Raw genomic sequence first — 23621 nt, 5'->3', positions numbered from 1 at the left:
CCGGTGTGAACTGTTCGCGAGAGCCAGTAACTGGCAATCTCAGGCGGCCTCCGTCGATGCGGCCGGCATGCCGCCGCGGCAAGCGAGGCAGAAAGCCGCGAATGCCAGCGCGGCCCGCGGATCATTGCCATTCGACGGCGGTACGAAAGCGAGCGACACTTGAGCATGCTTACGGCCGCCGAGCAGGCTGGCATCGACACCGTCGACCAGCGCCTTCCGATCGTTCTCCGCAAGGAGCGACGGCCAGCCGGAGATGGCGACGCCGTGACAGGGCTTGACGTTCAGCGTATTGCCGATCGCGAGGCCAAGGCGATACAGGCGATGCCGCAGTTCCTGCCGCACGCGCGAGGATATCGGGATCGCGCCCCCCCAATCGCTTCCACGCTGGAGCAGCTCCGGCTCGAGCACGCCGAGCAGCTCGGCCAGCGCCGGCAACGACGTATAGGCTTCGACGCAACCGTGATGACCGCAGCGGCAGCGCGGTCCGTCGGCTCCGAACACCATGTGGCCGAGCTCCACCGGCTGGAGGGCGTCGTCCTCGATGGGATCGTCCATCCAGGCCCCGGCAACGCCCTGGCCAACGAAGACGAACAGGTGCGCGCCGCTGAACGGGTAGTTTTCCGTACGGCAACGATGAAACGTGGCATGCGCCACCACCGAATTGGTGAACTCGACCGTTACGTCGGCAAACATCTCGCCGAGCAGACCTCGAACGCGGCTGATGTCACAGGGAATGATCGGATTGCCAAACTCGCTCAAGCGGCCGAGGCCCGGAACGGAAACGCCGATTTGCGCAAGCCTGACGCGGCGCCGCCGCGTCCAGTCGCGCAGCAATGTCAGCGCTTCGCGAAACACCCGGCCGACGGACTCGACGGTCGGTTTTGCCGGCAGCGGCACACGCTCGGTGTAATGCAGCTCGCCGGTCAGGCCGCCGACGCCGACGCTGAGCCATTGACCCGTCAGCTCCAGGCCCGCGAGCGCCACCGAGCCATCGAGCGACACGAGTCCCGTCGGACCACCAACATAAGGCGCAGGCTGCCGCACTTCCTCGATCAGGCCTTCGGCCTTCAGATCGAACAGGATGCGCGACAGGCTCGCCTCGGACAGGCGCACGGACTTGGCCAGGGGCGGCCGAAACGAGCCGCCCGACTGAAGCAGATGAGTCAAAATGGCAGCGCGCGTCTGCCGCCGACTTCTCGGCTGCTCCGGCATTTCCATCCCTGTCGTCATTCTTACTTAGTGTAAGAATTTGCGCGCGGAGGGTTTCGGCTGTCAAGCGTTCGCCGGCCCCGGAGGGAGACTTGTTGTTGTGCGCGGCAGCAAAAATGAGTGCGTGGACTCGTTCGACGCTTCCCGCTGATTGATCTGTGGGTAGAGTATGCTGGCGCGGAATTCTGCGCGTGACGATTGAGTCCAGCCCAAGGGACTAGCACCTTGCGCTATCTCTTCCAGGACTATGAGTTCGACACCGAACGGCGCGAATTGCGGCGCGGGGCAGAGATTGTCTCCGTCGCGCCGCAGGTGTTCGACCTTCTCGATCATTTGATCCGGAACAGGGAGCGCGTGGTCAGCAAGGACGACCTCATCAACACGATCTGGAAGGGGCGGAGCGTGTCGGATGCAGCGCTCACGACGCGCCTGAACGTCGCCCGGACTGCAATCGGAGATTCCGGGGAGGCGCAGCGCCTGATCAAGACGTTCCCGCGCAAAGGATTCCGCTTCGTCGGACACGTGCAGGAAGTCCGGGATACCGCCGATGGAGCGGCTGGCAGTGGTCCCGGCCAATCGCCCAAACACGTCCTGACACCTCCCGATAAACCCTCGATTGCGGTGCTGCCGTTCCAAAACATGTCAGGTGACCGGGAACAGGATTATTTCGCGGACGGGATGTCGGAGAACATCATCACGGCATTGTCGCGGTTCAGGTCGTTGTTCGTAATAGCCCGCAATTCGAGCTTCACCTACAAGGGCAGAGCGGTCGACATCAAGCAGGTCGGCCGCGAACTGGGTGTACGTTATGTGGTCGAAGGCAGCGTGCGCAGGGCTGGCCGCCGCGTGCGCATTACGGGGCAGTTGATCGAAGCGGCGACCAACGTCCATTTGTGGGCGGACCAGTTCGACGGCGAGCTTGACGATGTATTTGATCTTCAGGATCGCGTCACCGAACGCATCGCCGTGACCGTGGATATGCGGCTCCAATCCGAGCAAGGCGTTCTCGCGCAACGAAAGCCGACGGACAAGCTCGACGCCTATGATTACGTCCTGCGGGCCAACGCCGTGTGGCGGCACGGCGATCGGGAGGCAAACGAGGAAGCGCTGCGCCTCGCCTACAAGGCGATCGAGCTCGATCCTCGTTATGGTGGCGCCTATGCGCGCGCCGCTCTCTGCATCAACGCAAAGAAGCATCCCCACTGGATGGTCGATCCTCAGCAGGAAACGGCCGAGGCGATGAGGTTGGCCCGGCTTGCCATCACCTTCGGAAGTGATGACGAGGCTGCGCTTGCGGCGGCCGCGTTGGTGTTCGGCTACCTGGCCGGTGAACTGGATGCCGCGGCGTCACTGATCGATCAGGCGGTCGAGCTCAATCCGAATTCCGCATTCGCGTGGAGCGTCAGCGGTTGGCTGAGACTCTACATGGGAGCCCACGAGCTCGCGATCGAGCATCAGAATCGGGCCATGCGGCTCAGTCCGCGCGATCCCAGTCGGCGGATCATGATCTCGATGATGAGCGCCGCAAATTTCTTCCTGGGCCGGTTCGAGATAGCGGAGCGGATCGCGAGCGAGGCGGTGCAGCTTACAAATGGCCATTTGCCTACGCTGCGGATGTTTGCTGCTTCCCTGGCCATGCAAGGCAAGCGCGCACAGGCCGAACCTGTCGCTCGCCGAATCCTCAGCCTCGATCCAACCTTTAGGCTCTCGGGCATAGGCGATCTCATACCGTTGCGCCGGCAGGAGGATCTTGCTCTTTACATCGAGGCGATGCGGCTCGCGGGCATTCCCGAGTGATTTCGATCGGTGCCGGTGGCGAGGCTGAATCCCTGTCGCCTCAAACGAAAACGGCGCCATCAGGTGATGGCGCCGTTTCGAAAGCCGTGTTGGCCGAGACTTACTTGCGATCCTTCATCGCCACGTAATCGCGGCGGGTGACGCCGGTGTAGAGCTGGCGCGGACGGCCGATCTTCTGCTGCGGATCCTCGATCATCTCGCTCCACTGGCTAATCCAGCCGACGGTGCGGGCGACCGCGAACAGCACGGTGAACATCGAGACCGGGAAGCCCATCGCCTTCAGCGTGATACCCGAATAGAAGTCGACGTTCGGGTAGAGCTTGCGGTCGATGAAGTACTGGTCGCTGAGCGCGATCTTCTCGAGCTCGAGGGCCACCTTCAGCATCGGATCGTCGCCATGGCCGGTCTCCTTGAGCACGGCGTGACACATCTTCTGCATGATCTTGGCGCGCGGATCGTAGTTCTTGTAGACGCGATGGCCGAAGCCCATCAGGCGGACTTCGCTGTTCTTGTCCTTCACCTTGGCGATGAACTCGGGGATCTTATCCACCGTGCCGATCTCGGCGAGCATCGCGAGCGCGGCTTCGTTGGCGCCGCCATGCGCCGGGCCCCAGAGGCAGGCGATGCCGGCGGCAATGCAGGCGAACGGGTTGGCGCCGGAGGAGCCGGCGATACGCACCGTCGAGGTCGAGGCGTTCTGCTCGTGGTCAGCGTGCAGGATGAAGATCTTGTCCAGCGCATCAGCAAGCACCGGGTTGATCTTGTAGTCCTCGCACGGCACGGCGAAGCACATGTTCAGGAAGTTCTCGGCAAACTTCAGCGAGTTCTTCGGATACACGAAGGGCTGGCCCACCGTGTACTTGTAGGCCATCGCCGCCAGCGTCGGGATCTTCGCGATCATGCGCATGGAAGCGATCATGCGCTGCTTCGGATCGTTGATGTCGGTGGAGTCGTGATAGAACGCGGCGAGCGCGCCGACGGCGGCCACCATGATCGCCATCGGATGGGCGTCGCGGCGGAAGCCCTGGAAGAAGCGGGCCATCTGCTCGTGCACCATCGTGTGATGGATCACGCGGTCGTCGAAATCCTTCTTCTGCGCGGCAGTCGGCAGGTTCCCGTAAAGGAGGAGATAGCAGGTCTCGAGGAAGTCGCCGTTCTCGGCGAGCTGCTCGATCGGGTAACCGCGGTATTCCAGCACGCCTGCGTCACCGTCGATATAGGTGATCTTGGACTGGCAGCTCGCGGTCGAGGTGAAGCCGGGATCGTAGGTGAACAGGCCGGACTGGCCGTAGAGCTTGCCGATATCGACGACATCAGGCCCGATGCTGCCGCTGTGGATCGGGAGATCGTAGGTCTTGTTTCCGACCGTCAGCGTGGCGGTCTTATTGCTTTCTTTTGCGTCCATCGTAGGTCCCCGATGTGTGGTGAAACGGGCCGGAGCCGGAGGCCCCGAGAAAGATCAAGGGGCAGGCCGGATGTTCCAGAATGTACGGAGGAGATGGGTATATTATTGCTGTGTGCGCTGCAAGATCACCGCCCGCATGACCTACTTACGTCGTAGACTGATCCTTAAGCCGGCCCAGGCTTTCCGGCCGTCCCAGGACGTCTAAAACCTCAAATATACCAGGCGATGTCGTTCGTCCGGTCAACGCCGCCCGCAACGGCTGGGCGACCGCGCCGAGCTTGAGACTGTTTTCCTCGGCGAAGGCGCGCAACGCGGCCTCCGTATTAGCCGCACTCCACGTCTCGACTTTCTCCAGCGCGGAATGAAGCTGGCCGATCAGCTTGCGGTTGTCGCTGGTCAGCAGCGCTTGCGCCTTGGGATCCAGATCCAGCGGGCGGTCCGCGAAAATGAAATAAGCGCCGTCGATCAGCTCGATCAGCGTCTTGGCGCGCTCCTTCAGGGCCGGCATGGCCTTAAGAAGCTGCCCGCGCGTGGTGTCGCTTAACTTGGCCTTAAGCTCGTCGCGGCTGGGCACGACGTGCTCCAGCACGTCCTCGAACATCTTCACGAGTGATTGATCGTCGGCGTTACGAATGTAATGGCCGTTGAGGTTTTCCAGCTTGGCGAAATCGAAGCGGGCGGCGGCGCGGCCGACGCCCGAGAGGTCGAACGCCGCGATCATCTCCTCGGTCGAGAAGATCTCCTGGTCGCCATGGCTCCAGCCGAGGCGGACCAGGTAGTTGCGGAGTGCAGCGGGGAGATATCCCATGGCGCGGTAGGCGTCGACGCCGAGCGCGCCATGGCGCTTCGACAGTTTCGAGCCGTCGGGGCCGTGGATCAGCGGGATGTGGGACATGCTCGGCAGCGCCCAGCCCATCGCATCGTAGATCTGCTTCTGGCGCGCAGCATTGATCAAATGGTCGTCGCCACGGATGACATGTGTGACGCCCATGTCGTGGTCGTCGACCACCACCGCGAGCATGTAGGTCGGATTGCCATCGCCGCGCAGAAGCACGAGGTCGTCGAGGTTCTCGTTCTGCCAGACCACGCGGCCCTGGACCTGGTCCTCGATCACGGTCTCGCCGGTCTGTGGCGCGCGCAGGCGAATGGTTGGCTTGACGTCGGCCGGGGCGGTGGCGGGATCGCGGTCGCGCCACATGCCGTCATAGAGGCGGGTGCGGCCTTCCGCGCGCGCCTTCTCGCGCATCGCGGCGAGCTCCTCGGCCGTGGCGTAGCAGCGGTAGGCCTTGCCGTCGGCGAGCAGCTGCTCGGCGACCTCGCGGTGACGGGCGGCGCGGCTGAACTGGTAGATGACGTCGCCATCCCAGCCGAGCTCCAGCCATTTCAGGCCGTCGAGGATGGCGCCGATCGCGGCCTCGGTGGAGCGCTCGCGGTCGGTGTCCTCGATCCGGAGCAGCATCTTGCCGCCGTGCTTCTTCGCATAGAGCCAATTGAACAGCGCCGTGCGGGCGCCCCCGATGTGGAGGAAGCCGGTCGGGGAGGGAGCAAAGCGGGTGACGACGGAATTGGTCATTCTTGGCAGGGCCTATGCATTGGAGCCGGTGGTGTATAGCAGGAACGGGACATAACTAAAGCCCGACGGCGGACAGCTTGAGGCCTTGCTTAGGGTCTTGGCTCGGCCTTCCGAATTTGGCAGAAGGGCCGCTGATTTCCTTACAGGATTTGCGGAATGACAACAGAACCGGTGGCAGCTGAGGTTGGGCGCGATTTCATTCGTGACATCATCCAGGCCGACCTTGATCAGGGCAAGTACAAGGAGATCGTGACCCGGTTCCCGCCGGAGCCGAACGGTTACCTGCATATTGGCCACGCCAAGTCGATCGCACTCAATTTCGGCATCGCCCAGGAGTTTCCGGGGCGCTGCCATCTGCGCTTCGACGACACCAATCCGGTCAAGGAAGAGCAGGAATATATCGATTCCATCCAGGCCGACGTGCGCTGGCTCGGCTTCGACTGGGGCAAGAACCTGTTCTTCGCCTCGGACTATTTCGAGCGCCTCTATGAATGGGCGGAGCAGCTGATCCGCGACGGGCGCGCCTATGTCGACGACCAGACCCAGGAGGAGATTCGCCTCGCGCGCGGCACGCTGACCGAGCCTGGCAAGAATTCGCCGTTCCGCGACCGCAGCGTGGGGGAGAATCTCGACCTGTTCCGGCGCATGAAGGCCGGTGAATTCCCGAACGGCGCGCGCGTGCTGCGGGCCAAGATCGACATGGCTGCGGGCAACATCAATCTGCGCGACCCGGTGCTCTACCGCATCCTGCATGCGCATCATCCGCGCACCGGGACCGAATGGAACATCTATCCGAGCTACGACTACGCCCACGGCCAGTCGGACGCGATCGAGGGCATTACGCACTCGATCTGCACGCTGGAGTTCGAGGACCACCGGCCGCTCTACGATTGGTTCATCGAGAATCTGCCGGTGCCGTCGCAGCCGCACCAATACGAGTTCGCGCGGCTCAACCTGACCTACACGCTGCTGTCGAAGCGCGTGCTGACCCAGCTCGTCCGCGACGGCCATGTCGCGGGCTGGGACGATCCGCGGATGCCGACCATCGCGGGGATGCGCCGCCGCGGCGTGCCGCCGGCCGCCCTTCGTGAATTCGTCAAGCGCATCGGTGTCGCCAAGGCCAACAGCGTGGTCGACGTCGGCATGCTAGAGTTCTGCATCCGCGAGGAGCTGAACCGCACGGCGCAGCGCCGGATGGCGGTGCTGAAGCCGCTGAAGGTCGTGATCGAGAACTATCCGGAAGGGCAGGTCGAGGAGCTCGAGGCGATCAACCATCCCGACGATCCCTCCGCCGGCACGCGCAAGATCAGCTTCGGCCGCGAGCTCTATATCGAGCAGGACGACTTCATGGAGAACCCGCCGAAGAAGTTCTTCCGCCTGTCGCCGGGCAACGAGGTGCGGCTGCGCTATGCCTATTTCGTCAAGTGCACCGGCGTGATCAAGAACGATGCCGGCGAGGTGGTCGAGCTGCGCTGCACCTATGATCCCGCGACCAAGGGCGGCAACGCGCCCGACGGCCGCAAGGTCAAGGCGACCATGCACTGGCTGCCGGCGGCAACGTCGAAGCCCGCGGAGATCCGCATCTACAACCAGCTCTTCGCCAATCCGAGCCCGGACGCCTCGAACTTCGCCGCCGATCTCAATCCGCAGTCGCTGGAGATCCTCTCCGAGGCGCGGATCGAGGCATCGGTCGCGGAGAGCAATTCGACGGAGCCGATGCAGTTCGAGCGCCAGGGTTATTTCGTGCGCGACAAGGACTCGACACCGGGCAAGCCGGTGTTCTCCAGGACCATCGGTCTGCGCGATACGTTCGCGAAGGAAGTCGCCAAGGGCTGACAAAGGCTGAGGAGACGACAAACAGGACGAAGCCGGCGCCATCGCGTCGCCATCATCACCAAATGGTGCGCCGGCTTCGCCAAGCTCGATGCGCCGGCGCTGTCCGACCTCGATTTCGTCCCTTACCGCGATGGCCGCACCCGATATTTGCTCGCGTAGTGCTTGCTGAGAAGCTTGCGGGTCTGATCGGCCAGCCGCTTGTTGCCAGTCTCCGGCGGCTTGGCGTGGCGCGTCTGCGGCTTTGGCCAATCCGTTCCTGAGCTCTGCTTTCTTGGCGTGCGCATAGCTGCAGACCACGCTGCGACATAACCTAAGGGACGATCTCAACCGGGCTGCCGGTCGAAAGGCCAAGATCGCGGTCCGCACGGCCCTGGTTGACGGCGATTTCGGCGAGCCCGTTCGAGTTCTCGTACCAGAAAGCTGAGCCTGGCGGCCGATCGCTGAAGGTTCTCTCGCGCTCCAATATGTGACCCGCCAAGGCAAGCCTGGCGTTGGGCGGCAGCACGGCGGCTCTCAATCCAGTCATAGCATTGCCGAAGTGGTCGACGTAAACGATCTCGCAGAGGTCGTCGGGCCAGTCGGCGCGGCGATCCCTGTCATCCCCTCGCGGCTGGCCGGGCGGCGGCTCGCCGCGCGCCAGCATGGCTGCGACCGGTGCGAAGAGGTCGCGCCCGTGAAAGCTGGCCGAGAGGCGCTCCGGCCTCCAGTCGATGTCCCAACTGCGCGTCCTTGTGGCGCGGCGCTGGACCAGCTCAAACAAGCCGTTGCCGGGGCCGACATACCACCGGCCGTCGGCCTCGAGCACAATGGCCGGGCGCGTCCCGCCAACGCCGGGATCAACGACGCAGAGAAAGACAGTTTCCGGCGGAAACCAGGTCGCATAAGCCGCCAGGAGATACGCCGACGCCTTGGGATTGCCCATGGGCGCATCGGTGAAGAGGTCGAAAGCGGGTATGCCAGGCGCCATCTGGTGCAGCACGGCCTTCATCTGGCCGGTATAGGGGCCGTGCAATCCGAAATCCGTGAACAGAACAATCATGATGTCAGCTGCTCCACGCTATGACGGCGCCGCCGCCCGAGCCGCTTCGTGGAACCGGCGGACTCGGTCCAGGTCCTTGGCATGCGATCCGTCCTGATCCGTTCTCGTCTTGGAATCGACACCGGCTGGACGGACGGTTCGGATCGCTTCTGCGACGTTGTCCGGTCCGAGGCCGCCGGCAAGGACAACAGGAACAGGGGCGAGGTCCACGATCCGGCGGCTGATACCCCAGTCGTGCGTCACGCCGAGCGCGCCGATCTGCTTGTCCGTGGCTCGATAGCTGTCGAGAAGCAGAAAGTCTGCAATGCCAACGTAGCTGCGGGCAATTGCGACGCTCTCCTCGCCGAACACCGGTACGCTTCTCATCACGACGGTCCCGGGCAACATGTGTTTGAGCGAAGCAACGTCTTGCGGGGACAACAGCTCGGCGCTCGCTCCCAAATGGACGATCGCGGGGTTGAGTTCGCGCGCCCACGACGCAATCAAGGAGAGATCGCTGCTCAGGAACAGTGCTGAGAACTTCGATGGCGGCACAATCGCCGCGCCGACGTTGGAGGCTGCTGAGATCGGCAACTCGCGCGGAAATCGGCCGTCTCCGACGAGCACGCCGATATGATCGACACCCATCGCTGAAACAGCGGACGCCTCTTCGGCGGTGGAGATTTCATAAACCTGGGTCAACATCGGGCGTAACCTCCGCGGCGGACATCGAGCATAAGACATCCGAAGGCGGCGTTTGGCAAAGCCACAGCCTGTGTCGGCTGGCGGGAGAAATGCGGACTAGGTGCCCGTTGGCGGGCGCTTCCGAGTCTCACCCAGAGCGGATTGCGTCGGTTTCAAGCCTCTAGTTTCTTGACGAAGCCAAAATACAAACAGAGCGAGAAGAGGATTACGAGAGTCAGGTCGTTGCCCTCTGCGCGACACATGCAAGCTGCTGTTCGGATTCAAAAATGACCCTCGTTCCGAACGGCCGGCATTCCCTATCCAGGGTTTGCCGGATCCAATCAATGTCGCGCCGCGATGGAATGGAGAGACGAAAGTTCTTGATCTGCATGGGAACCAGTTTGAGCGCATGAAGGCTTCCCCTGGTTGGATCCAGGTCGGCGAAATACATCAACGCCAGGTCGTCGCGGTAGCGCTCGTAACCACGGATCCCCTCGTAGTCGTTCAGAAAATCACCGCAGCCATAGAGTATGAGGCGGTCTCGATAGATTTCGATCGCTCTAGGATGATGCGAAGAATGCCCGTGAACGATCGACACGCCTGCCTGGTCGACCAGGGAGCGGGCAAAAATCCTCTGCTCATCGGGAATGTGATATCCCCAATTGGATCCCCAATGGATCGACACCACCGTGAGATCGCCGGGCCTTCTGGCCGCCATGACCTGGTCAGCGACCTCGAACGCGCTCGCACCGCTGAGGTCAGGCAGCAGGTTAACACCCGGAGTGTCTGACGCCGCAGCCCACTTGAACGGGATTCCGCTCGATGTCGATCCGAACGCAAAGATCAGGAGCCGGGCGTCGGCAAGGTCGAGCACTGCGGGTGCGCGCGCTTCCAGATCATTGCGGCCTGCGCCCGCCGCCCTGATGTTGAGCTTCTGCAAAATTGTCAGCGTCTCCACCAGGCCGGCGCGGCCCCAATCGAGCACGTGGTTGTTGGCCAATAGGCAGCAGTCGATCCCCGCGGCCGCGAGACAATCTGCGTTCTGGGGGCTCATGCGGTAGTTGATGCCCTTGTTCGCGCGGTCGTTGCTGCCCGTCACAGCCGTTTCGAGATTGATGATCCGTGCGTCCGGCTGCATGGACTCCAATTGGTCCAGTGCAGCGCCCCAGACGTAGGACGATCCATTGCTTCGCGGAATAGGCCCGTTCGCCTGCTCGGCGAGCAGCACGTAGCCCGTCGCCGATCGCATGTAATCTTCGTAAATCTCGGGGCTACAGGGGTGCGCCAGCACCTGGTCGATGCCGCGGCCGCACATGACATCTCCGCATAGGAAGAGCCGCACCGGTTTCCGATACCCAGCTGGCAGATGTCGTTCCTCGGACATGACTTTCCACTCAGGTCCTGCCGCTCAGATCTTTGCGTCAGGCGCGCGATGCTCTGAAAGCCGCCATCACCTCCGCCAGCATCCGCTCCTGCTCTCCCGCATAGCGCGGAGAGAAGTGAAAAGGCTCGACGCGGCGGACATTAGCCTCCCGCGCGATTTCTCCGGCAGCCGTGGTGGTAAGATGAGCCCGCTGCCGCGCCAATGCAGCGTCCTGCCCCCGCAAACGCCGCCTCGATGAAGAGGATATCCGCATTCAGAATCAGTGCCACGATGGCAGCGCGATTGCCCGGCGTGTCGCCAACGTCGGTCACATAGCCGATTTTCTGACCGGCAGTGAACGTCACGAGATCGCGCAGGCTGGCGAGTGGAACGAGGCGATCGGACGTTGCTGCTTCACCGATACGGATCAATTGATCGTCGGCGTGACGCTCGACGACAGCCTTCTTCAGTGAGAGCAGCCAGGGACCGACGGGCAATCCGCGCTCGAGCAGCCTGTTCTTCCAGACGTTGACATGGGCCGCCTCCTGCAGCGCGAAGGCGAGGCAGGGCGTGCCGTGTTCAAGAATCGCGGCCGAGACGCGATGGGTCGGTTCATCGCAGAGTACGCCGGAAACGGTCTTGCGAGAGCCTGATGGCTCCGCTGCGAATGCCTTCCTCAGCCGGAACCGCGTGGCGGAGATCGAATTGTCCACTCCGAGTTCGCTCACATCGAAGACGAGATCGCAGGGATAGCTTTCGACCAGGTTCCAGCGATAGGCTTGAAGCTTGTGAAAGACGTGTTCGGCAAATCCGGGCGGACCGAACATCTGCACCGATTTTTCATGCCCGACGAGCAAACGCAGCAGATGGTCGAAGCCAATGAAATGGTCGATGTGCGCATGCGAGACAAAGATCTGGTCGACGCGTCGAATCCTCCGCGGCGCCAGTGAAGCGATCTCTCCGATATCGAATAGCAGACTTCGCTTTTCGAACAGCGTTTCGACATAGACCGTCGGATCGCCGTAGCGACCGTTGACCAAGCTCGGATGGAAAAGCGGTCGCATGACCAACTATTCTGCTGCAACAGCCCCAATGCATCTGCCCTCATCTTAGGGGACGTCGATGGATTCCGCACGGGGCAAGATCGAGCTGGAATACCCGGATCGGGCGCGACCGACGACAATGGAGCGGAACTCCGCGCATGAAAGACACAAATGACCTTGGGATGAAACCATTTCCCAGAAGCGATGAAATCACGGCGAAGCATGACCGACTTAAGGTGGTGTTGCGAAAGTTCTCGGAGGGAGAGCTAGCAATGTGGAACCAGAGTTTCGCCGCGCCAGTTGTCATTCTGTGTTTCTCGGCTTTGAGCATCGCGACTCTTGTGATGGTCGGAGCGTGGTGAGTACGCACCATGCGCGAAGAATTCACATCTCTTGCTTTTTTGGCCGTGGCTGTCACAGGAATCGTTCTGCTCGGCTCCGGCCTGCTCGCACTGACAATCGTGGGGTAGGCCGCTGACATACGCTCGCGATGTCACGTTGGGCCGCGGCGCGCCCCCCCAACCGCGTCGGCTGTCCAGGCCGCGACTAGATGTCATAGTAGAGGTGGAACTCGTAGGGATGCGGCCGCAGCCGGATCGCATCGACTTCCTTCTTTCGCTTGTAGTCGACCCAGGTCTCGATCACGTCGGCAGTGAAGACGCCGCCGCGCAGCAGGAATGCGTGATCGCGCTCGAGTGCGTCCAGCGCTTGGTCCAGCGATCCCGGTGTCAACTTCACCTCCTTTGCTTCGGCGGGTGGGAGGTCGTAAAGATTCTTGTCGATGGGGCTGCCGGGGTCGATCCGGTTGTCGATACCGTCGAGGCCCGCCATCAGCATCGCGGCAAAGGCCAGGTAGGGATTGCAGGAGGGATCGGGCGAACGAAACTCGACGCGCTTGGCGCGTGGATTCGGCGAGTACATTGGAATCCGGCAGCAGGCCGAGCGATTGCGTTGGGAGTAGACCAGGTTGATGGGAGCCTCATAGCCCGGCACCAGACGCCGATAGGAGTTCGTGGTGGGGGCGCAAAGCCCGCACAACGCCCAGGCGTGGGTCAGGAGCCCGCCGATGTAGTAGCGGCCGAGCTGGCTCAATTCGGCGTAGTCGCCCTTGTCGTAGAACAGGTTGGTCTCGCCCTTCCAGAGCGACTGGTGAACGTGCATGCCCGAAGCGTTGTCCTCGAACAGCGGTTTCGGCATGAAGGTCGCGGTCTTGCCATGTTGATGCGCGGTATTCTTCACCACGTACTTGTATATCATCAGATTGTCGGCCATGCGGGTGAGGGTTGTGAAGCGCATGTCGATCTCGTTTTGGCCGCCGGTTGCGACTTCGTGGTGATGAGCCTCGATCTGGATTCCCAGTTGTTCCATGGTCAGCACCATTTCGGTGCGTAGCGACTGCATGCTGTCGGTCGGAGGAACGGGAAAATATCCCTCCTTCGGGCGCGGCTTGTGCCCCAGATTCGGCGCTTCCTCCGCGACGGTGTTCCAGCTGCCTTCGCTGGAATCGACCTCGTGCATGGCATAGTTGATGCCCTGACCGTAGCGCACCTCGTCGAAGACGAAGAACTCCGCCTCCGGGCCGAAGTAACTCGTGTCGGCGCGCCCAGCGTCCTTGAGATAGGCTTCAGCCTTCTGGGCGATGTAACGGGCATCCCGGCTGTAGGATTGGCCGGTCACGGGGTCGCGGATGTTGCAGATGAGGACCAGCGTCTTTGCCGGACTATAGGGGTCGGTGAAGGCCGTCGTCGGATCGGCGACGACCAGCATGTCGCTCTCCTGAATCTCCTGGAAGCCGCGGATCGATGAGCCGTCGAACCCGATGCCCTCCTCGAGAGCATCGACGCTCACTGCGCTCGGCGGGACCGAAAAATGCTGCCATACCCCCGGCAGGTCGGTGAACCGCAGGTCGATCATCTGAACGCTCTCGTCCTTGATCGCCTTCACGAGATCTTCGGCTGTCGCACATTTTGGAAACATAGCTGGCTCCCAGCATCATCGAGATGCGCGTCTTGCGGGTGGCGTTGCCGTTCAGCCGCAGCCGACGGCTTGCGACGGATTGTGGTCCATACTCAGTGTTGCCGCCCCTCCGGCCTCAATCCGGTTTGGCGGCATTTGCGGTCAGGCGACTACGCACGCGCGGGCGGCTTCAGCTTTGGTGAGGCCCGCGCATCATCTTCATGGCGTCTTCGATATGCCGCCAGGTCTTGGCGAGCTCGAGCTCGCCCTTTGACTCGAGCTCGATGGCGTTCTGGGCTGCTTCCGCGATGGCCTTGGGGCCATGTGCTTCCAGCAACTGCCGCGCATAGTCGTGGATTTCGATTTCTCGCATGGCGTCACCTCCCTCTTGTCCCGGGCGCCACGCGATCGAGGTGGTGGGGCCGGGAACGATAGACGTCGACACCGGTCAAGCGAAGCCAGTCTGCATCCTGGTGCAGCGCACCCGCAAGGGCCCTTTCCCGGGTATGGTCCGCGAGGACGGGATGCGGCTTCGGTAGCGGCAGCATAGCGCAGGTCGGGGGGGATGCATTTTAACAACTGCGCCCCCACTTAACGGGGAGAGGGGAGGTGAGCATCATGCGCATCCAACATTGGCAAGACGCTGCCAGCCTCTTGGTGGGCCTGTGGCTGGTCCTTTCGTTCTTTATCCTGGGCTTATCCGGCGCGGCTCTCTGGGTCACGATCGCACTCGGGCTCGGCGTCATGCTGTTTGCCATCGAGGCATTTGTCATCCCGTCCTACCTGGAGGAGTGGGGAGAAATGCTGCTGGGCCTGGCGCTTCTGCTGGCACCTTGGACTATCGGTTATGAGCCGGTATCGGCCACGGTGAGCAGCGTACTGTCCGGCATAGTGGTGATTCTGCTCGCTGTCTGGGAATTGATGACCGATCGCGACTTCAGCAACTGGTGGCACGATCGCTGGCATCACCTGGCCGGCTGAGAAGAGGTATTAGCCGGGCGCTTTGCGCCTCGACACGAACTCCGGTGCAGGGCCTTGCGGTCCTGCACCAGGAGCAAACCATCACATTGCGGCTCTCGGCTCGATCGGTTGCCAGATGCTGATGTTGCGAGTCTCCGGCATCAGGAAGACGGCAAGCACGAAGCACACCGCAGGGACCACGATCGGGTAGATCAGCGCGTAGCCGACGCTGCCGGTCGCGGCGAATGCCGCCGACGTGATGAACGGCACCAACCCGCCACCCCAACCATTGCCGATGTGGTACGGCACGGAAACCGACGTGTACCTGATCCTGGCGGGGAAGAATTCCGCCAGAAACGCGCCGACCGGTCCGTACACCATTCCGACATAGCAAACGAGAATGAAGATGATGAAGGTCGCGGCAGGATAGTTGATGTGTCCGGGCTGCGTGACCGTCCCCAGCCACAGATAAAGCGGATAATACGTGATCGCGGCGAGCAGCATGCCGCCGAGGATCACCGGCTTGCGGCCGATCAGATCCGACAGCCAGCCAAAGAAGATCAGGCTCGGCGTTGCAATGAGCAGCGCGGCTCCCACGATGTAGGCGGAGGTCAGCGGATCCACCTTGGAGACCTGCTGCAGGAAGTACAGCGCCCAGAACTGACCGCTGTACCAGACGACGCCCTGTCCAATCAGGACCACAATCGCGATCCCGATATATTTGATGTTCGAGCTGAGGAAGGCCTCCTTCCAGGGGTTCCTTGTCATCTGGCCGCGGGACCTGATCTCCTGGAAGATCGGGGTTTCCTGGAGCTGGAGCCGGATGTAGATGGCAATCGCCACCAGCAGGAAGGACAGCAGGAACGGAACGCGCCACGCCCATTCATCGAAGGCCTGGTTGCCGGCATATGTCCGGGTGAGGACGATGACGGCCAGCGACACCACGATTCCAAGAGTAGGCGAGGTCTGCAGCCAGCCGGTGTAGTAGCCGCGTCGATCGTCCGGCACATGCTCGGCAACGTAAGTGATGGCGCCGCCATATTCGCCGCCCAGGCACAGGCCCTGGATCATGCGCAGGCCGAAGAGAACGAACGCGGCCGTTAGACCGATCGACTGGTAGGTCGGGATCAACCCGATCGCCCCGGTACCCAATCCCATTCCGCTGAGCGTGATGAGAAAGGTGTATTTGCGGCCGACCCGGTCACCCATCCATCCGAACAGGAAGGCCCCCAGCGGACGGATGAGAAATCCTGCCGTGAAGAGGGCGATCGTGCTGAGGAGGGCTGCAACCGGGTGGGACTGCTCAAAGAACTTGACCGATAGAACTGCGGCCAGGCTGCCAAAGATATAGAAATCATACCATTCGATGATGTTTCCCACCGATGCAGCGATGATCACGCGGCGAAAATCGCTCTGTACCTGCATGTGCGACTCCTATGTTTTCAAAACGTCTCCACGCTTGTTTCAGCGGTCGATCTTCTCGCGGAGAGCGTGATGCGCGGCGTCGCAGGCGCCAATTCAAAGAGTTGCGTCGGCAACGTCTGACCTCAGGCGTGTTTTGCGCCACCTGAGAAGAGCTCCGGCGGTGTTAGAACCGCGAGCCACCACTGCCTTACCCATCTGTCGGGGAGGCTGGGAACCGTAGTGTAGTCCCAGCACGGGCTGGCAACTTATGAGACTTTCGGCTCAATCGACCTGAGACAGGGCGTTTTGCGAAGGAGGCCGCAAGGCTCAACTTCTCCGCCACTTCTGGTCAGCAACGAACGGAAAGGCGTCTCACGCGTTGTGGAGGGGCCAGAAAAAGGAATTCCACCATGCATAACATCGCAGAGCATATGGAAGTCATCGGCGCGGACGGCGTCCATGTCGGGACGGTCGACAAGGTCGAAGGTAACCGCATCAAGCTGACCAAGAAGGACAGCGGTCAGGGCAGCCACAAGGGCCATCATCACTTCATCGACAAGGGGCTCGTCGCCGGTGTCGAAGGCAACAAGGTCCGGCTCTCGGCCAAGGCGGACGTAGCCGTGACGATGGAAGAGGAAAAATAGGGCCGCCCGTTCCCGATCCGTACACTATTCGCGCGCCTGCACGTTCCGGTAGCCTCTGCGCCTGTCGCGTATCGTAAGGTGCAGGGGAATGGCGGAGCCGGGCCGGCCGCAGCGCGTCTCGCAAGGCATCGCCGGGACCTGGCCTACTGGCCGGACCACGTCGGCTGGCGGCTTTGCGCCGGTGGGCTTTGGTGCCTGGCCCGCGATCGTCGGGACGCTGCGCAAATGGGTCAGCGCGGAGGCTGGCGCCGGGCGGCTGCTGCCGTGGGTACCCGTCGCCTTTGGCGCCGGCATCGCGCTCTACTTTGCCGCCGATCATGAGCCGGTGCTGTGGGTCGTTGCCGCGACAGCGGTCGTGCTCATGCTTGGCGCGGTGTCGTGGCGGCGGAGCCGGCTGTTCGCGCCGGCGATCATGATCGCGGCGGTCGCGGCCGGTTTTGCCGTGGCGACCTGGAAGACGGCGCGCATAGCCCACACCGTGCTGGCCAAGCCGCTCTATTCCGTTTCGCTGTCGGGCTTCGTCGAGACGCGTGACATCCGCGAGCGCACCGATCGTTTCGTGCTGCGCGTCACCGCGATGGAGGCGCAGCGCAGCGACGTCAAGCTCGAGCGTGTGCGGCTCTCGGTGCGCAAGGGGACAGCGCCCGCAGTCGGCAGCTTCGTGCAGTTGAAGGCCCGGCTGATGCCGCCGCTCTCGCCGGTCCGTCCCGGCAGCTACGACTTTTCGCGCGACATGTTCTTTCAGGGGATCGGCGCCTCGGGCTTCGTGATGGGCGCGATCGCGGTCTCAGCTCCGCCCGACGACGGCGGCCTGCGGCTGCGCTATGCCGCGACCATGCAGGGCCTGCGCGATGCGATCGATGCGCGTATCCGTGCGACTCTCGAGGGCGACAATCGCGCGATCGCGACCGCGCTGCTGACCGGCCGGCGCGATGCGATCACGACGCCGGTCAACGACGCGATGTTCATTTCGGGGCTCGGCCATGTGCTCTCGATCTCCGGCTATCACATGGCAGTCGTCGCCGGCGTCGTCTTCTTTGCGGTGCGCGCGCTGCTCGCCCTGATCCCGGGACTTGCGTCAGGCTTCCCAATCAAGAAATGGTCGGCGGCCGCCGCGCTGGTTGCAGCTGCGTTCTATCTGCTGCTGTCCGGCGCGGAGGTCGCAACGCAAAGATCGTTCTTCATGACGGCGGTGGTGCTGATCGCGGTGATGGTCGATCGCCGCGCCATCACCTTCCGCACGCTGGCCGTGGCCGCGCTGATCGTGCTCGCGGTCGCGCCCGAAGCGTTGGTGCATCCCAGCTTTCAGATGTCTTTTGCGGCGACCCTCGGGCTGGTGGCGCTGGTGCAGATCGGCATGCCGAACCTGTTCGCATCGCCCGATCATTCGGCGACCGCGCGGATCGCGCAGTGGGGCGGCCGCGAGATCGCGATGCTGTTCCTGGCCTCGCTGATCGCGGGGCTTGCGACCACGCCCTATGCCGCCTTCCATTTCCACCGGGTGACACCATTCGGCGTGCTCGCCAACCTCGGCGCGATGCCGGTGGTCTCGGCGCTGGTGATGCCGGCAGGGCTGTTCGGATTGCTCCTCGCGCCGTTCGGGCTTGATGGCGTGTGCTGGTGGGCGATGGGGATTGGCATCGACTGGATGGTTGCGGTCTCGCGCTGGGTGGCGGCGCTGCCGGGGGCGGTCGGCCGCATTCCAGCCTTCGGCATCGGGCCGCTGATCGCGGCCAGCCTCGGGATCATCCTCATGGGTCTCTTGCGCACGCCCTTGCGCTGGTCGGGTGCCCTGTTGGTGCTGGCCGCGGTCCTCTGGGGATTATCGGTACGGCAGCCGGATATCCTCATTGCCGGTGACGGCCAGAGCGTCGCGGTGCGGGGCAGGGATGGGCACCTGCACATGATCCGGGCAAGCAAGGACGGCTTTCTGCTCAAGGAGTGGCTCGCGGCCGATGCGGATCCGCGCGATGCTGGCAGCGCCGCGCTGGCCAACGGCGTATCGTGCGACGAGTCCGGCTGCGTGACGCCGCTTGCCGATGGGCGCCTTGTCGCGCTGACCTTGCGGATCGATGCGCTGGCGGATGATTGCAGCCGCGCCGCGCTGGTGGTGACGGCAAGGTCGGCGTGGCCGGACTGTGCGGCGATGATGGTCGACCGGCAACGCCTTGCAAGGCAAGGCACGCTGGCGCTGACACAGCGCGGCGACGGATTTTCGGTACAGGCTGTGAAGGCAAGGGGCACCAACCGACCCTGTCGCCGGCGACTGCCGGCGATGGAGATTCTGAACTGAGCCTCATGCCACGGTCGGCGGCTCCGCGCTCCAGGGACGCAACGCCGTCGGAGGCCGACCTTCAGGCAGAGGACTGATGGCCGACCGGTCAACCGATTGGCAGGCGTGGCACTGTCGGCTGCCTGTCGGCGATGATCTGCGGCTTCTGCTCGCGCTCACCGAGCGGCTGGGTCACGGGCAATTGCAGCACGGTTGCGCGCTGGCCTTCGACGAGCTGCGTCACCAGCACGTATTTGCCGTCGGGGAATTCGATCGCGTCATGATGGCGATCGGGAATGTGCGGATCGACCTTGCCGAACTTGCCGACGCGTGAATTGACGGTGCGCGTCCAGATCCAGCGATTGTCGTAGCGGACGTTGTCGGCGAAAGCGAGCTCGGTTCCCGGCAGCAGGCAAACCGCGACGGAGAGATCGGCCTCGGAGGCGAAGCCGCGCGTCGAGGTGCCGCGGAAGGTTGTCGTGACAATCGTCTCGCCGACTTCTGCGGGGCGCGTCGCGACGGCATGCAGGCTGTAGTCACACATCGGGTGCTCCTCGTGCAAAGATAGCAACCCGGGCCTCTTTCGAGGCGCAGGCCTCTATCAGAGTGGAAGTCTCAAAGCATATGCCGGTTGTGGGCAAATCTGCGGCTCGCTTTTGCGGGCTCCGATCAAATTATCTTTCCTGGCTTCAATGGGAACAAAGCCGGCTCCAGTGCATTATGCGGGCACGCGTGTCAGCGGCCTGCAGGCGCCGACCAGCCGGAATATGGCCAGCTCGGCTGCGAGGGCTGCTCGACGGCGTCGCGGGCATTGCGGAATTGCTCGCTGACGGCCGTCTCCTCTCGGATGTGATATCGCGATTGTGCGGCGAGCGCCTGCGACGCTGGTGCAGCGATCAACGCCGTTGCGGGCACACTCAGAACGGTCTTGCGCGTAAGAACGGTCTTGCGCGTAATGGGCTCCTCGATCTCGAGGCTGCGAAGCTGGGCTGCTTCGTGCGGCGCGCCGAGGATGTAGCGCTGTGGGGTGGCCGGATAATCTGTGCGAAACCAGAAAGACTATCCAGCCGGAGCGGACAATCATCCGCTCCAATCGTCGATGGCGATCGTCGATCGCGCGGGAGCGGACGCTCAGTACTTCCGGTACAGGCCGATCAGCTTGCCCTGAATCTTCACCCGGTTCGGCGGCAGGATGCGCACTTCATAGGCCGCATTGGCCGGCTCGAGCGCGATCGAGGCGCCGCGGCGGCGGAAGCGCTTGAGGGTGGCTTCCTCATCGTCGATCAGCGCCACCACGATGTCGCCGGTATCGGCGCTCTCGTTGCGCTGGATCAGCGCCATGTCGCCGTCGAGGATGCCGGCCTCGACCATCGAATCGCCCCGCACTTCGAGCGCGTAGTGCTCGCCCGAGCCGAGCATGTCCGGTGGTACGCTGATAGTGTGGCTGCGGGTCTGCAACGCCTCGATCGGCGTACCGGCCGCGATACGCCCCATCACCGGCACTGCAACGGGGCGCTCGCCCTCGTCCGCGGGCGGGCTGGAGGTTGTTCGCACCTTGCCGAGATTGCCTTCGATGACGCTCGGCGTGAAGCCACGCCGGCTGCCGGCGGCCGCCTGCAGCTCAGGAAGCTTGATGACTTCGATGGCGCGGGCGCGGTTCGGCAGGCGGCGAATGAAGCCACGTTCCTCGAGCGCGGTGATCAGGCGATGGATGCCGGACTTCGAGCGCAGGTCGAGCGCGTCCTTCATCTCGTCGAAGGAGGGCGGCACGCCGCTTTCCTTCAGACGTTCGCTGATGAACCGCAGAAGCTCGTATTGTTTGCGCGTTAACATCTCGACCAAAATCCCCCGGTTGGTGTCGTTCGATTCCGAGACGCTGAATTCAGCGGTAAGCCGCTACATGCTCGAAACAAATCATGAACGGACACTATATGTTCGATATGTGTTCCGCAACTGCTTAATTTATGGTGAACGCGACAAACTTCGCGGAACGCGTGTGCTTGATGCGCTCAGGCCGGCAGTCGGAGCACCTCGCATAGCGTGCCGGCTTCGGCCTTTGGCGCGAATGGTGCGCGCACGAGAAGTGCCTGTGCCGCAGCGAGATTCGCAAGCAGCGAGGAGTCCTGATGGTTAACTGGAAGGGCGACGAGCGTGCCGTCGTCGCGCTCCTCCAGGCGTGCGCGAAGATAATCCTCGCGCACATCGTTTGCGCCGACGTCGCGGCCGAGCACAGCGCGTTCGCGGCGATGGTGAATCACCTGCCGGCCCGACAACGCGCGAATCAGCGGCACCATGAACAGGAAACCGCACACATAGGATGACACGGGATTGCCGGGCAGGCCGATCACGCGCATCGCGCCCAGCCGTCCGTTCATCATCGGCTTGCCCGGCCGCATCGCTATCTTCCAGAACGCCATCGAGATGCCTTCAGCCCTGAGCGCCTGCTGGACCAGATCGTGGTCGCCGACCGACGCGCCGCCGGTTGTGATCAGGATGTCGGCGCCGGTCTCACGGGCGCGGCGGATGCCGGCGCTGGTGGCTTCCAGCGTATCGGCGGCAACCCCGAGGTCGACGGTATCGGCACCCTCGCTCCGGGCGAGTGCGTGCAGAGCGTAGCCATTGGAATAGACGATCTGGCCGTGACCGGGGGTGGTGCCCGGCATCACCAGCTCATCCCCGGTGGCGAGGATCGCGACTTTCGGACGGCGGCGGACGGGGAGGCGTGGGTGGTTCATCCCGGCGGCCAGTGCCAGGTCCCGCTCGGTGAGCCGGGCTCCCTTGCGCAGCAGAACGTCGCCCTCGGAGAAGTCGACGCCGGCGGGACGGATGTTTCGCCCCGTTACGGCGGCTTCCTTGATCGTGATGCGCCTGCCGTCAGAAACCGTGTCTTCCTGGATCACGACCGCGTCCGCGCCTTCGGGAACGACGCCGCCGGTGAAGATCCGCACGGCCTCGCCGGCGCCGACCGATCCCGCAAACGGCCGGCCCGCTGCGATCTCGCCGATCACCGTGAGCACGGCATCGATCTTCGCCGCATCGGCCCCGCGCACGGCGTAGCCGTCCATCGCCGACATCGCCTGCGGCGGCTGCGTGCGCCGTGCCGCGACGTCGCGCGCAAGCACGCGATGGAAGGCTTCGTCGAGCGCAACCATGTCTTCAGGCAGCGGCTGCACGCCGGCCAGCACCGCTGCAAGCGCGTCAGAAACCGGCATCAAGGCCACGGGCGAAAACTCCTGCTGGGCATTCGGGTAAATCGGCGGCGAGAGTTCTAGCCGAGTGCGGGCGCGGAGGCAAAAGAGCGTCGCGGCAGGATGATTCATCTTGCACCATTCGCCTGGCAATAGCTGGCAATAAGCAAGAGAGACTCAGGTCCGCCGCGGCATGATCCGAAAGGCAAGGCAGACCGGCACGAGGATGGCCATGGCGAGGACGAGAAGACGAGAGCCACGGCCAGCATCGCTCAGGTCCCCGGCTGCTTGTTCGGTCTGACGTCCGGCGCTACGGGGCCCTGGTCCTTGTCGGGTAGAGGATCGGCCTGCGATTTCAGGTCGGCAGCCTTGCTGATCAGCTTTGCGGAGAGGTTAGGGTCCGAGGTGGTTCTGGCGAATTTCAGCAGCAGCGAGGCCTGCTTGGTGAGGTAGGTTTTGCCCAACACGCGATAAGTCCGATGTAGAATCCCCAACGGACTCACGAGTCCGGAAGCGGGCATTCGTTCCCGGAACTTGGTACAAATTTGCACAGAGTGATTTGGTTCCACATTCCGCGCAAAATTAGTTCCAGCAGGCGGAACTGAGTTGGCGGACGGTCCGGCACTGGTTTTTAAATTCCGAGCGCCTTCAATGCGTTCCCGACGTCCGACGGTGATGTCACGTGCACCGCGGTCAATCCGCGTGCGCGCGCGCCTTTGATATTCTCAGCAAGGTCATCGAAGAACACGATTCGGTTTGCCGGCACGCCCATCGCCGCCACGACATGGTCGAAGGCCTCCGCATCCGGTTTGCGCAGCCCGATGCTGGACGACAGGTACAGCTCGCGGAAATGGCCGAGCAGGCCAGCATACTCCTTCGAGAAATAGTCAACATGCGGCCGGTTGGTATTGGAGAAGGCGTAGAGCGGCATGTGCCTTGCCGCACGCGGCAACAGGTTCGCGATGCCAGGCATCTCGCCCGCGAAGATCGCGTTCCAGCCCTCCAGGAACTGCGCATCCGAGATGCCGATCCCGAGCGAGGCACGTAGTGAGGCGAAATAGTCCTCGTCGCTGATCTTGCCGACTTCGTGCAGCCGATAGGCCTCGTTGTCGCGCACATAGCGCGCGACGATGGATTCGGGCGCGCACCCGGCATGTCCCGCCCAGCAGGCGATCGCCTTGGAGAAATCGATGTCGAGCACGACGCGCCCGAGATCGAACAAAAGCGCATCCGCGCTGCCGGGAGAGAGCGATGTCATTGCGTCCTTTT

19 protein-coding genes and 1 pseudogene are annotated in these 23621 nt (G+C 63.0%); 5 read left to right on the top strand and 15 right to left on the bottom strand.

Annotated elements, in window-relative coordinates; translation table 11 throughout:
- Nucleotides 1-39: 39 nt before the first annotated feature.
- Nucleotides 40-1218, bottom strand: coding sequence for an ROK family transcriptional regulator (locus AC629_RS10490; protein ID WP_210419015.1), 1179 nt, complete (start codon nucleotides 1216-1218; stop codon nucleotides 40-42).
- Nucleotides 1219-1434: 216 nt separating this feature from the next.
- Between AC629_RS10490 and AC629_RS10485 the strand changes: the two genes are divergently transcribed.
- Nucleotides 1435-3006, top strand: a complete 1572-nt coding sequence (locus AC629_RS10485) for a winged helix-turn-helix domain-containing tetratricopeptide repeat protein (RefSeq protein WP_084804709.1) — start codon at nucleotides 1435-1437, stop codon at nucleotides 3004-3006.
- Between the two features lie 100 nt (nucleotides 3007-3106).
- On the opposite strand, the gene gltA is transcribed toward AC629_RS10485, so the two are convergent.
- Entirely contained in the window at nucleotides 3107-4411 is a 1305-nt protein-coding gene (gene gltA / locus AC629_RS10480; protein WP_084804708.1) for a citrate synthase, read from the bottom strand.
- A 145-nt stretch (nucleotides 4412-4556) separates the two neighbouring features.
- A complete protein-coding gene (gene gltX / locus AC629_RS10475; protein WP_084804707.1) occupies nucleotides 4557-5984 on the bottom strand; it encodes a glutamate--tRNA ligase in 1428 nt (475 codons plus the stop codon).
- Nucleotides 5985-6140: 156 nt separating this feature from the next.
- On the opposite strand from gltX, the gene AC629_RS10470 reads away from it, so the two are divergent.
- Nucleotides 6141-7820: a glutamine--tRNA ligase/YqeY domain fusion protein gene (locus tag AC629_RS10470; RefSeq protein WP_084804706.1), complete on the top strand. Its 1680-nt coding sequence runs from the start codon at nucleotides 6141-6143 to the stop codon at nucleotides 7818-7820.
- A 310-nt stretch (nucleotides 7821-8130) separates the two neighbouring features.
- Here AC629_RS10470 and AC629_RS10465 read toward each other — a convergent pair whose 3' ends face one another.
- The 6 genes from AC629_RS10465 to AC629_RS10435 all read right to left on the bottom strand — a co-directional run bounded on the left by AC629_RS10465 (nucleotide 8131) and on the right by AC629_RS10435 (nucleotide 14257).
- Entirely contained in the window at nucleotides 8131-8859 is a 729-nt protein-coding gene (locus AC629_RS10465; RefSeq protein WP_084804705.1) for an SAM hydrolase/SAM-dependent halogenase family protein, read from the bottom strand.
- Nucleotides 8860-8877: 18 nt separating this feature from the next.
- Nucleotides 8878-9543: a phosphoribosylanthranilate isomerase gene (locus AC629_RS10460; protein WP_245331789.1), complete on the bottom strand. Its 666-nt coding sequence runs from the start codon at nucleotides 9541-9543 to the stop codon at nucleotides 8878-8880.
- 214 nt (nucleotides 9544-9757) lie between these two features.
- Nucleotides 9758-10906: a CapA family protein gene (locus AC629_RS10455; protein WP_084804703.1), complete on the bottom strand. Its 1149-nt coding sequence runs from the start codon at nucleotides 10904-10906 to the stop codon at nucleotides 9758-9760.
- A 140-nt stretch (nucleotides 10907-11046) separates the two neighbouring features.
- Nucleotides 11047-11949 carry an MBL fold metallo-hydrolase gene (locus tag AC629_RS10450; RefSeq protein ID WP_210419014.1) on the bottom strand — a complete coding sequence of 301 codons (903 nt, stop codon included), beginning with the start codon at nucleotides 11947-11949 and terminating at the stop codon, nucleotides 11047-11049.
- Nucleotides 11950-12474: 525 nt separating this feature from the next.
- Entirely contained in the window at nucleotides 12475-13905 is a 1431-nt protein-coding gene (glnA, locus tag AC629_RS10440) for a type I glutamate--ammonia ligase (RefSeq protein WP_084804701.1), read from the bottom strand.
- A 169-nt stretch (nucleotides 13906-14074) separates the two neighbouring features.
- Entirely contained in the window at nucleotides 14075-14257 is a 183-nt protein-coding gene (locus AC629_RS10435; RefSeq protein ID WP_084804700.1) for a hypothetical protein, read from the bottom strand.
- A gap of 245 nt (nucleotides 14258-14502) precedes the next feature.
- Here AC629_RS10435 and AC629_RS10430 point away from each other — a divergent pair, with 245 nt between their 5' ends.
- Nucleotides 14503-14865, top strand: coding sequence for an SPW repeat domain-containing protein (locus AC629_RS10430; RefSeq protein ID WP_084804699.1), 363 nt, complete (start codon nucleotides 14503-14505; stop codon nucleotides 14863-14865).
- A gap of 81 nt (nucleotides 14866-14946) precedes the next feature.
- Here AC629_RS10430 and AC629_RS10425 read toward each other — a convergent pair whose 3' ends face one another.
- Nucleotides 14947-16269: an MFS transporter gene (locus AC629_RS10425; protein ID WP_084804698.1), complete on the bottom strand. Its 1323-nt coding sequence runs from the start codon at nucleotides 16267-16269 to the stop codon at nucleotides 14947-14949.
- Nucleotides 16270-16658: 389 nt separating this feature from the next.
- On the opposite strand from AC629_RS10425, the gene AC629_RS10420 reads away from it, so the two are divergent.
- Entirely contained in the window at nucleotides 16659-16892 is a 234-nt protein-coding gene (locus AC629_RS10420) for a DUF2171 domain-containing protein (protein ID WP_084804697.1), read from the top strand.
- 88 nt (nucleotides 16893-16980) lie between these two features.
- Nucleotides 16981-19262: pseudogene (locus AC629_RS10415) on the top strand (ComEC/Rec2 family competence protein).
- A gap of 11 nt (nucleotides 19263-19273) precedes the next feature.
- Here AC629_RS10415 and AC629_RS46655 read toward each other — a convergent pair.
- The 5 genes from AC629_RS46655 to AC629_RS10385 form a co-directional block, all read right to left on the bottom strand.
- A complete protein-coding gene (locus AC629_RS46655) occupies nucleotides 19274-19708 on the bottom strand; it encodes a hypothetical protein (protein WP_084804696.1) in 435 nt (144 codons plus the stop codon).
- A 587-nt stretch (nucleotides 19709-20295) separates the two neighbouring features.
- Complete coding sequence (gene lexA / locus AC629_RS10400; RefSeq protein ID WP_014494969.1) at nucleotides 20296-20997, bottom strand: transcriptional repressor LexA; 702 nt, start codon at nucleotides 20995-20997, stop codon at nucleotides 20296-20298.
- 176 nt (nucleotides 20998-21173) lie between these two features.
- Entirely contained in the window at nucleotides 21174-22385 is a 1212-nt protein-coding gene (locus AC629_RS10395; RefSeq protein ID WP_084804713.1) for a molybdopterin molybdotransferase MoeA, read from the bottom strand.
- A 239-nt stretch (nucleotides 22386-22624) separates the two neighbouring features.
- On the bottom strand, nucleotides 22625-22819 hold the full coding sequence (locus tag AC629_RS10390; protein WP_084804694.1) for a hypothetical protein: 195 nt from the start codon (nucleotides 22817-22819) through the stop codon (nucleotides 22625-22627).
- 164 nt (nucleotides 22820-22983) lie between these two features.
- Nucleotides 22984-23610, bottom strand: coding sequence for an HAD family hydrolase (locus tag AC629_RS10385; protein ID WP_084804693.1), 627 nt, complete (start codon nucleotides 23608-23610; stop codon nucleotides 22984-22986).
- Nucleotides 23611-23621: the final 11 nt, after the last annotated feature.

The sequence above is a fragment of the Bradyrhizobium sp. NAS80.1 genome, assembly GCF_001908205.1.
Taxonomy (GTDB): Bacteria; Pseudomonadota; Alphaproteobacteria; order Rhizobiales; family Xanthobacteraceae; genus Bradyrhizobium.
This window is presented reverse-complemented; position numbering and strand designations above follow the sequence as displayed.